Raw genomic sequence first — 10,236 nt, 5'->3', positions numbered from 1 at the left:
GTTATCAGTTATCAGTTATCAGTTATCAGTTATCAGTTATCAGTTATCAGTTATTTAGGGTTTGCTGAATAAAGTTTTTTAGTAAGAGAAGTAGCCAGAATTTCCTACGGAATGCTCCGCAAACAGGAGGAATGGGAATTATAGAAGAAGTAGTTAGAAGAATAGTACCTTGATTGTTCTGCCATAATCGTCCCAAAATACTACCATGCATGAGCTTTTCGGTCTAAAAAGCTTGCACTTTTTTCAAACAAAAAAGGCACTTACCAATATCAGTCAATGCTTTGATATTTAATCAGCAAGCCCTATTTATATTACTATTTTGTAGGTCTGAAATTATCATTGTTAATGACAATCCCAATTATAAAGAACTGTAGAAAAATCTAACGTTTTTAAGTGAGAAGGTTTAATAAAAAAATTACCAATTCCTGCATCTCCCCAACAAATATAATTTGTCTCGCCATGATGTCCATAATCTGAATCAATTTGTAATAATAAAATATAATCTTCATATTCAGGATTGAAACGAGGATCTTCTTGAGTAAAATCAGGATATCCCCCTAGCTTATGCTGATTTTCATGGACCCAAAAATACTGACTAAACCAGCGGTCGTAAATGTCTAGTAAATCATCATCATCAAAATTAGGAAAATACAGATTAAAAGCTGCATCATTTGTATGTATAGGTGAATAATAATTGGTAAAAATTAAATTAAATTCACCCCTGATAGGAGTTTCATGATGCTCTTCTAAAAAATCAAAATCTGTAATTAAATTATTAACGTTTTCGACAATTTCTTCAAAATATATAATTTTGAAGCCATCTTGATTAGTTGGATAATTAAAATCGAAACCATAAGAAGGATCGTTACCATCAATATAAAATTGTAAAATTCCTTGAGTGGGAAAATTCTCTAACTGAGGCATTTTTGAAAAGTTAAGTTGGGCTAACAATTTTAAATATTCACCCTTTTTATTAGTTGGATAATCAATTGTTCGAGGTAAATAGGGAAGTCCTCCAAATTTACTTTCCCACCATGGGGTAGAATTAGGTTTAATATCAATTTTTAAATAAGGTTTAATGCTATTAGAGATCGCTTCATGGTATGGTTCTAACCCGTCGGGTAAATTAAGCTCGAGTGACGATATCATAATTAGGTAGTCCTTTAATTAATGGATAATTGATAATGCATAATTGATAATTGCCTCTCCTTAAAAGGGAGAGGATTGACAAAGAAGGAAAAAATTTATTCTCTGGGTCGATTGTATATGGCGTTTTGCTGACGCATAACTACGTTAACGGCTGTCGCCGACATGGAAAGCGTAGCATGACCTAGGAAAAAGCGGAGCGACTCTGCAAGAGCGGGTTTCCTAGCCATCCCACCCAACGGGTGCGCTCCGAAGAGCGACCGCTTTTTTCCCCTTGAAAGAGGAAGCTTTTAACCCAAATTGTTTAATTATTTAATTATTCGGTAAATGTATTGATAAAATTATACTTATGGTGATTAATGACGCTTTTAATTATTACAAATGATAACTGAAATTACTAGGTATTAATATGAATTACTCCAAATATAAACAGTTATTTTATTCAGAAATTAATCAACCTGATGAAAAAATAGATTTAGCTAAAGCTGCTCTTTATTTAGCTTTAGAATATCAACCAAAATTTGACCCTGATGAATATCTGAATGCTCTGGATACCATGGCAAATGAAGTCCGAGAAAAATTACCAGAAACACTTTACCCTCTACAAATTATTAAAACTATTAATAACTATCTCTATGATGATTTAAATTTTGCTGGAAATACAATTGACTATTACGATCCACAAAATAGTTTTTTGAATCAAGTAATAGAAAGACGCACTGGTATTCCAATTACTTTATCTCTAGTCTATTTAGAAATTGCTAATAGAATTAATTTTCCGATGGTTGGTATTGGAATGCCAGGGCATTTTTTAATTCGACCTGATTTTGAAGACGCTGGCATATATGTAGATGCTTTTAATCGAGGTGAAATTCTTTTTCCTCAAGATTGTCAAGAAAGATTGGCCAATATTTATGGTCGAGAGGTAGAGCTACAACCTCAGTTTTTGGCAAAGGTAAGTAAAAAACAATTTTTAGCACGAATGTTGACAAATCTTAAAGGAATTTATTTGAACCGAAATGAGGGGTTAAAAGCTATTGCAGCTATCGATAGAATTTTATTATTATTTCCTGATGCAATTGTAGAAAGGCGAGACCGAGGCGTATTATATTACCAGTTAAACTTTTGGGCAAAATCTCGTCAAGATTTAGAGAGTTATCTAGTAAATCTTCCTCAAGCAGAGGATGCAGATATAATAAGAAAATTACTGCATAGTATGAGTCAAAATTCATAACTGAATATGACAAATTTGGGGAACCCGATATCTCATATTTCAGACCTTAGATACAAGAGTGAAAATACATTGAACAAATGTAGTTATTAATTTGTGAGGAATAGCAGAATGAAAAATATTTTCAATTCAGGGGAGTCGAACAATAAATTAAAAAAATTTGCTGATTTTAGGCAAGGAATATCAAAATTTTTCTACCTTTTTTTTGCCGGATTTTTGGCAATTATTAGTAGTGTTTTAATCTTTACTGCTCAACCAGCAGATGCTATAGATGAAATTAAAATTACCTATGATGGTTTGAATATACCTATAGTTATTGCCGATCTAGTAACTTTTGCTGAGACAGGAGAACAGTCCGAGCAATTAAAGTCACTGTTTTTAACTGCAAATGCTACTCAGGAAAATATTGATACAGTTCGGGAAATTTTAAATTATAAATTAGAGGTTGAAGCTGATTTTGTAAATACATTATTAGAATCGCGTTATGGCAAACTTGGTGTGGAAGAATTTAGTCGTTATTTTTCTCCAGATAGTAATGTATCTCAAGTAACTAACGATATTATTGATACAGTTAATCGAATGATTAGTGATGGAGAAATATCATTTTTAGAAATGGTGCAAGAGTTTAAATGGACAGATAAAATTGTGATTGATGCTAAAGGAATTGAAACATTTTTTGTAGAGACTATTGATTTTGCGAAAAGAGGATTAGAATTTCTCAAGGCCCAGCCACAGGTACAAAAATTATTCTGTGAGTAGTCTGCATGGAAAAAATAAGAAGGCAGAAGGAAGAAGTAAGAAGAAGGAAAAATTTAGCTTGTCTAAAGTTTTAAGCTTTTGATACGTCAAATACAGCAATGGTAACTGCTGTAATTATTAATTATTAATTAGGGTTTGCTGAAAAAGTCTTTTAGTAGGGATAAGAGACAGGAGAAATGGGAATTGAAAGGAGGTGGGAGTAAGAATTATCCTTTAATTTTTCTGCCCAACTATGCGCCTCAAATACTAACTTTTTGGGCGTTTTAGACTGAACAGGCACACTTTTTTCCAGCCCAAAAAGGCTAAAGTATTTACATGTCAATGGTAAGCATTTCCTGCGGACTGCTGCGCAAACAGCTATTAGCAGTCAGCTAGCCTCCTCCGGAGGAACTGCGTTAAAAGCAACAAAACTCTCTGTTATGGAAAAGTTGTTTATTTAACAACTGACTTTAAGAGCAAGGGAACCAACTTTTATAGTAAGACAATTAATAAAGCTTTTGTCCTAAAATTAAAAGCAATAGTTGATAGCTGATGGCTGACGGCTGAATGCTTACTATCAATGCTTTGAGATTTAATCAGCAAACCCTAATTATTGAAAACAAATTTGTTGTCATAAACTTTTGATAAATTAAACCCCATATCTGCCCAAGAAATTAAGAAGAGAAAATTGAAAATAAGGACTTGAATTTTATTCTTTACTTATTCTTCCTTTTCTTGACATAAAATTACCAGACCTGAAACACAAAAACAAGTAATTTAAGGCGGTATTTTTTTGAATTTTAACTGCTGGAATATAATGATTTAGATGCAGATAAAAAATAATAAGTACCTGCACCTAAATTGTCTATTTATTTATAGTATTGCTCTTCTGCTACTCTCTTCAAACGTAGCAGTTGAGCTTCCATATCTGCCTTTGTCCATGAGGCAGCAAACTGATTAAAACCGAATTTAATTACAGGATTAGGTATCTCAAATTCAAAACGATTTAATAAACAAGTACCCTCAACTTCTGGTTGACATTCCCAGCGATCGCGACCTCGAAAAAAGCCCTTAAATTCCCAAACAATTAAACCCGGTTCTCGTTCTGCCACAACGCTATCTAGAGAGGGATTTAGAAAGGGAATATTTATGATAAATCTACTACGACTTCCCACAAAAGTATCCCATTTTCCCACAGGTTCACAGCGTAACATTGGATTTAACCACTTGTGCATGAGAATGTTATTAGTAATACAATCCTCTACAATAGTGGCACTGGCACGAATTAAAATAGATTGCTCAAAAACTTGACTAAATGACATAATTACCTTCAAGCTATAAGGCATATATTGGTAATCTCATCAGGTTGCTAATTTAAAGGTCACATTAACCCAAGAAAACCATGAATGGCACTTGGCAAATTATTACACAATCAATCAATGAGCCAATTCAGGCTAATTTAATGTTAGCCTCAAATATTTTGGCACAAACTGAAGCAAATGCCTTAAACCAGTTGTCCCAAAATTTCAACAAACAGTTGATTTTGGACACAGTTACAGCAATTGCAATTCTAGCAATTGGCTGGATAGTGGCTTCAATTATTTCCGGCATAGTTGGAAAAATATTCAAAAAGACAAATATCGATAACAAAATTGCTGGTTGGGTGACAGGTAGTCAGGAACAAGCTCAGAATTTACCTGTAGAGAAATGGATCTCTTCTCTGGTGTTCTGGATCATTATGATCTTTGTTCTGATAGCTTTCTTTGACAAACTAAAACTCACGGCAGTTTCTCAACCTCTCAATGCCTTCCTCACAGAAATAACTAGCTTTTTACCTAATGTAGCAGCTGCCCTAATTTGGCTAGGTATTGCCTGGTTAGTAGCAACTATAGCTAAATTAGCAGTTAGCAGAGGATTGAAGACATTTGGTTTAGATGACCGTCTCAACCAACAAGTTAGTGATGGACAAACAGAAAATCAAGTAGAAATTAGCGATACTATTGCTAATGCTATCTATTGGTTGATTTTCTTGCTATTCTTGCCTGTAATCCTGGAAGCTTTGCAACTACAGATTGCTCTACAACCTGTTCAAAACATGGTTGATCAAATCTTGCAGTCTCTTCCCAGAATTCTCAAGGCTGTTATTCTAGCTGGAGTAGGTTGGTTACTTGCTACTGTAGTTAAGAAAGTTGTTACTAATCTTTTGGCTGCTACAGGTGTAGACCAAATGGGTAGTAGGTTTGGTATGAGTCAAACCACTGGAAGTCAAAATCTTTCCTCAATTATTGGCACAGTTGTTTATGTATTGATTTTGATTCCTGTAGCGATCGCTGCTCTGAGCGCTCTAGATATTGAGGCCATTACTACTCCTGCAGTGGCAATGCTCAATGATATTCTGACGTTTATTCCGAAAATCTTTGCTGCTACTGTGATTTTAGTAGTTGCTTATTTTGTTGGTCGGTTTGTTAGTGATTTAATTACTAATCTTCTAACAAGCATTGGTTTCAATAACCTGTTCAATTGGCTTGGTTTAAGTTCAACCCCGCCATCTACACGACCATCTACATCATCAGATTCTGACCCAAATGCTACTGTAATCCAGGGTGAACTAACTACACCTACTGCAAAAACTCCTTCAGAAATTGCTGGTATTGTAGCTTTCGTGGGCATTATCCTTTTTGCAACGGTTTCAGCTACCCAGATTATGGAATTGGAGGCTCTGACCTTAATTGTCAATGTTGTAATTTATATTGCAGGTCGGGTTCTTTATGGTTTAGTAGTATTGGCTATAGGTCTGTACTTGGCTAACCTTGCTTATAATTTAATCAGCAGTTCTGGTAATTCTCAAGCTCGACTTTTGGGCCAGCTAGCTCGAATTGGAATTATTGTTTTAGTCTCGGCTATGGCTCTACAGCAAATGGGAATTGCTCCGAGCATTGTGAATCTAGCTTTTGGACTTTTCATGGGAGCAATGGCAGTAGCTATTGCTTTAGCTTTTGGTTTAGGAGGACGAGATATTGCCTCTTCTAAGATTCAAGAATGGTTAGAGCAATTCAAAAGTAAGAATTAATATTCAATCAGAGTTCTAGCAAAGTTCTTGATTTGGGAGAATGGGAAATTCAAAAATTCTATAACCCGTTCTCCCTATGTTTGAAGTTGAACTATATCTACTACAAAGTCACAAAAACATTCAATAATTTATCTCAAAAATTCACAGATAACTGATCAACTTATAGAATTTGTTCCGCAGACTCTCTACTATCTACTGCTTTCCCATCTATAAGCATTACGCATTCTTATTGGCAAAAGAAGTTATCCCGCAGGCACGACATAGATTTTAGGAGGAGTAGTTGGTTGGTAAGTTGGACGAGTATTTAGAACTCTTTCTCCACTATCAATTGCTTCTTGAAGATATGCCCGCTTTATTGCTTCGTGACATTGAGGATATAAATAAATAGATCTAGCATATTTCAAAGCATCCGCTAATTCGGTCATTTGATTATAAGATAGACCATGTCGTGAACTCCAAGGGTCCATAATAATCTTACTTTGTATGTTAGAAATACGTTGTTTTGCTGAATAAATAACTGATTCACAAGTTTGCGCATAAGCAGTATTGCAGCCCAATATAATGGTTCCGAGTGCTAAGAAAGATGTTACTAATAACTTTTTCATAGTCAAAATTACTCTAGGACTAAAAGGATTTTTACTTAGAATTATTCGATTACATTATAAGCAAAAGTTATTCATTTAGTAATTAGAGAAAATACGGTGAAATTTATGAAAATCTTATCCATATTTTGTAACAAACTGCAAAAAAAAGTAATTTCAATAAATAATTATTATTTTCATTTGTGAAAAATCTTTATTTTTATAGATAGGTTTAATCCTTGGAACAGTAATCATACTAAATCGAGTTTAGCTAGACCACAAACAAGTCAGACAATCTATAACTATATATATCAAGCTTTTCTTAAATAAGATATGTGGTCTATAGTAATCGGATTTCGTATGATATAATAATATTGAGATGCGTTTCAGGTCACTTCCTCACAAGGTATTTCTGATTCTATTACTAAAACGATCTAGTTTTTATGAGTACAGAAGTTCGTACAACAGAAGCAGCATTTTTACTTAACATATCAACAGGTAGACTGCGGATACTACTACAACAAAATAGAGTAGTAGGAGCCTACAAAGTTAAAAGATTATGGATGATTCCCCTCAACAACCGAGGAGTACCAGAAATTACACCTGGTCGTCGAGGTCCTGAAGGAACTTGGAATAAGGCTGAACGTACAGGCAATACCTTTATCCATGTTCTACGAAAGACTATTGATTATAACCGAGATAATAAAACTTCTCACCCCGCAATTGCTGTGAAAGTAGGAGGTAAGAAAGAGTATTGCCATGCTATAAAAATTAACGGACCTTGCCAAATAGTTTATCAGCCTCATCAACCGAACAATAGTCAAGCAGGCGGAGCTCGTCTGTGGATTGAGGTTGAGCCACAACATATAGTAGAACGAATTTATTTTTCAAGAGGAGATTATGGTCCGCCTCCGGAAGTTATCGAGCAGAGGCAAAAGTTTAAAAGAAAGAGGAAAGAAAAAGCTCAAAAATCTTCTCAGAATAAGTGTTCGAGAAAATCAAAGAAAAAATCTGATTGAGAGAATGGGGAATCCAAAAATTCTATATCCCGTTCTCCCTAGATCTAAACTTAAACTGTTAAGGTAGGTAAGCAAAATCAAGCAGAAATAGTCACAAAAATATTTAATAAATCATCCCAGAATTTCACAGACAACTGATAACCTTGTAAAATTTGATTAGCAAACTCTTCACTATCTCCTACTTCACCATCTATAGCATTACGCATTCTTACGGCATGGGAATGATCTATCTCTCCAGTATGAATACCCCAAAACTCTAAGTTTAATTTAGGTAATACATCTTCTAAGTCTTTGCGACCTTGAATTTGTGCCCAAATTTCTTCTAATATTGGACCACAAATACATTCAGTACCCATACCTGCCATACCAATAGCAACTTGACATACTCCCGGCATCAAATCAGAGATTATGATGCGGGATTCTCATCATTGATGATTCTACGCTCATAGAGACAACTTAAATTAGAAATATTGCTATTACTAATCCAGAGGTCGGACTCTCCCGTAGCTTTTGGGTTTCCCCCAGGTTCCGAGTGCCCCTCGGTACTGTTGACTATTGCTCCCAACATTTCTAAACCTTTAGCTAGAATGTTTCTTGCTGCATTATGGTCTCTATCAGCAGTATAGCCACAATGCGGACATTTGTGGGTTCTAACTGATAATGATTTCTTAACTGTCTGTCCACAATTTGAACAATTTTGGCTAGTGAAATGTGGAGGTACTGCTATGCAAGCAATTCCATGCAACTTAGCATAGTATTCTAACCATTCTGTGAACTGATACCAGCTTGCATCAGATATGGACTTAGCTAAATGATGATTTTTAACTAGGTTAGCAATCTTTAAATCTTCATAGACTACCAAATCGTTAGATTGGATTAACGCCCGTGCAGTCTTTACTGCATGGTCTTTACGCTGTCTACTGATTTTGAGATGCTGCCTGGCTAATTGCTTTCTGGCTTTGTGGTAGTTATTTGACTGAGGTTTCTTACCTTTCTCGTAGCGACGTGATATTCTCCTTTGTAGCTTTTTTAGTCGTTTTTCCGACTTCCTCAAGTACTTAGGATTTTCTACAGCACTACCATTACTATCAGTATAGAAAGCATTTAAACCTAAATCTATTCCTACTACATTGCCTTGAAAATTATGAGTTTCTTTTCTCTCAACATTTACTAAAAATTGACAATAATAACCATCAGCACGTCTAACAACTCTTACACGACTTATTTGTTGTTCTGAATACCAGACTAAATCACGGCTTGTCCACAACTCAAATACACCTGCTTTAAAACCATCTTTAAATTCAATTTTCTTTCTGTCTGGAGATAGCACATAACCAGTTGTTTTATACTCTATTGAACGAGTAAATTTTTTGAATTTAGGATAACCCTTTTTACCTGGTAATTTCAGTCTACAATTTTTGTAGAATCGCTGTATTGATTGCCATGCTCTATCGGCTGATGCTTGTCTTGCTTGAGAGTTTAACTTTTTAGCCCAAGGAAAATTACTATCCTTTGCTAGTTGTGAACAAAGCTTTTGTAAGTCGTTGCGTTTGACATCTTTATTATCCATCCAATAGCGCAAACAACTATTTCTGACGAATTGACCTGTGAGAATCATTTCATCTAAAACTTTGTACTGATTTTGACTGCCTTTTAATTTAGCCTCAATTACTAGCAAAGATATTATTAATTCCTCGACTACATCTATTGTTATAGCTAAATTTACCCAAAATGTCTACTAGATAAACTATTAATATTTGTGTATAATTATGACATCGTTTGCGGAGCATTCCGTAGGAAATCATAATTATACACACACCATTCATCCAGGCGCTAAATTAAAAATTATAGCGCTGGCCTTCTGGTGATTCTAGGTAAATTGGATAGGTTTTTAAGTCATTCTCATAATTTTCAATTAGAGCATCAACTTGTGGATTAATTGTATTGGTGAGCATGGTTCCACCAAAAGCTTCATTCAAGCCAAACAAGAATTTTTTGAGTAAATTATAGTGAGAATTATTAGGGTTTCCATCACCTGTTTCTTCAAAATAAATCTCATCTAAAAGAACTTTTAATTTACCTGGTTTAATGACATTACAAACATAGTTTAAGCTTTGATCATGGATTTTAGTTATATAAGAATATTGTTCTAAAACTTTAATTAATTCAGGTATAGAAATATTTCGTAAATTTTGGAGTCTAGGGTCAAATGCGGGGTTGCCAGAGAACTTGCTGCTATCAATAACTTGCCAAAAACTTTGTTTGATAGAGGGGGAAGTCATTAAAACCATTATGTCTTGCTCCTTGTGTTTAAGTTTGTTGAACTGATTGATTTATCTTGATAACTATAATGATTTCTCAAACTAAAAATTTACGGATAGTAAATTGGGATATTGATAATAGACTTGTCGCTTTATAAGGTAAAGTATAGAGTTAGTAGGGTGTTTGAAA

The 10,236-nt window shown here is 34.5% G+C and carries 10 protein-coding genes; 4 read left to right on the top strand and 6 right to left on the bottom strand.

The genetic code is table 11. The features are described from left to right. Positions 1-342: 342 nt before the first annotated feature. Positions 343-1,149, bottom strand: coding sequence for a YwqG family protein (locus AC3DU7_RS15095; protein WP_488040152.1), 807 nt, complete (start codon positions 1,147-1,149; stop codon positions 343-345). A 406-nt stretch (positions 1,150-1,555) separates the two neighbouring features. Between AC3DU7_RS15095 and AC3DU7_RS15090 the strand changes: the two genes are divergently transcribed. Next, positions 1,556-2,380: a SirB1 family protein gene (locus AC3DU7_RS15090; protein ID WP_488040151.1), complete on the top strand. Its 825-nt coding sequence runs from the start codon at positions 1,556-1,558 to the stop codon at positions 2,378-2,380. 108 nt (positions 2,381-2,488) lie between these two features. Then, the gene (locus AC3DU7_RS15085; protein ID WP_488040150.1) at positions 2,489-3,136 is read left to right on the top strand and encodes an alpha/beta hydrolase; all 648 of its coding nucleotides are present in this window, start codon (positions 2,489-2,491) and stop codon (positions 3,134-3,136) included. A gap of 848 nt (positions 3,137-3,984) precedes the next feature. Here the strand turns inward: AC3DU7_RS15085 and AC3DU7_RS15080 are convergent. Next, positions 3,985-4,437 (bottom strand): SRPBCC family protein, encoded by a 453-nt coding sequence (locus tag AC3DU7_RS15080; protein ID WP_488040149.1) that lies wholly within the window; start codon positions 4,435-4,437, stop codon positions 3,985-3,987. Between the two features lie 80 nt (positions 4,438-4,517). Between AC3DU7_RS15080 and AC3DU7_RS15075 the strand changes: the two genes are divergently transcribed. Further along, the gene (locus AC3DU7_RS15075; protein ID WP_488040148.1) at positions 4,518-6,185 is read left to right on the top strand and encodes a mechanosensitive ion channel; all 1,668 of its coding nucleotides are present in this window, start codon (positions 4,518-4,520) and stop codon (positions 6,183-6,185) included. Positions 6,186-6,427: 242 nt separating this feature from the next. Here the strand turns inward: AC3DU7_RS15075 and AC3DU7_RS15070 are convergent, their stop codons facing one another. Further along, a complete protein-coding gene (locus tag AC3DU7_RS15070) occupies positions 6,428-6,796 on the bottom strand; it encodes a hypothetical protein (protein WP_488040147.1) in 369 nt (122 codons plus the stop codon). Between the two features lie 413 nt (positions 6,797-7,209). On the opposite strand from AC3DU7_RS15070, the gene AC3DU7_RS15065 reads away from it, so the two are divergent. Beyond that, positions 7,210-7,785 (top strand): hypothetical protein, encoded by a 576-nt coding sequence (locus tag AC3DU7_RS15065; protein WP_488040146.1) that lies wholly within the window; start codon positions 7,210-7,212, stop codon positions 7,783-7,785. A 77-nt stretch (positions 7,786-7,862) separates the two neighbouring features. Here the strand turns inward: AC3DU7_RS15065 and AC3DU7_RS15060 are convergent, their stop codons facing one another. From AC3DU7_RS15060 to AC3DU7_RS15050, 3 genes are all read right to left on the bottom strand, one after another. Beyond that, the gene (locus tag AC3DU7_RS15060; RefSeq protein ID WP_488040145.1) at positions 7,863-8,180 is read right to left on the bottom strand and encodes a hypothetical protein; all 318 of its coding nucleotides are present in this window, start codon (positions 8,178-8,180) and stop codon (positions 7,863-7,865) included. A gap of 11 nt (positions 8,181-8,191) precedes the next feature. Beyond that, positions 8,192-9,463 carry an RNA-guided endonuclease InsQ/TnpB family protein gene (locus AC3DU7_RS15055; protein WP_488040144.1) on the bottom strand — a complete coding sequence of 424 codons (1,272 nt, stop codon included), beginning with the start codon at positions 9,461-9,463 and terminating at the stop codon, positions 8,192-8,194. Between the two features lie 160 nt (positions 9,464-9,623). Then, complete coding sequence (locus AC3DU7_RS15050) at positions 9,624-10,076, bottom strand: iron-containing redox enzyme family protein (protein ID WP_488040143.1); 453 nt, start codon at positions 10,074-10,076, stop codon at positions 9,624-9,626. Positions 10,077-10,236: the final 160 nt, after the last annotated feature.

The organism is Okeania sp. (genome assembly GCF_983059655.1).
This window is presented reverse-complemented; position numbering and strand designations above follow the sequence as displayed.

Bases quoted from the DNA above. Each gene is read 5' to 3' on its own strand.
- AC3DU7_RS15095 (WP_488040152.1), bottom strand. From the start codon at position 1,149: ATGATATCGTCACTCGAGCTTAATTTACCCGACGGGTTAGAACCATAC.
- AC3DU7_RS15090 (WP_488040151.1), top strand. From the start codon at position 1,556: ATGAATTACTCCAAATATAAACAGTTATTTTATTCAGAAATTAATCAA.
- AC3DU7_RS15085 (WP_488040150.1), top strand. From the start codon at position 2,489: ATGAAAAATATTTTCAATTCAGGGGAGTCGAACAATAAATTAAAAAAA.
- AC3DU7_RS15080 (WP_488040149.1), bottom strand. From the start codon at position 4,437: ATGTCATTTAGTCAAGTTTTTGAGCAATCTATTTTAATTCGTGCCAGT.
- AC3DU7_RS15075 (WP_488040148.1), top strand. From the start codon at position 4,518: ATGAATGGCACTTGGCAAATTATTACACAATCAATCAATGAGCCAATT.
- AC3DU7_RS15065 (WP_488040146.1), top strand. From the start codon at position 7,210: ATGAGTACAGAAGTTCGTACAACAGAAGCAGCATTTTTACTTAACATA.
- AC3DU7_RS15060 (WP_488040145.1), bottom strand. From the start codon at position 8,180: ATGCCGGGAGTATGTCAAGTTGCTATTGGTATGGCAGGTATGGGTACT.
- AC3DU7_RS15050 (WP_488040143.1), bottom strand. From the start codon at position 10,076: ATGGTTTTAATGACTTCCCCCTCTATCAAACAAAGTTTTTGGCAAGTT.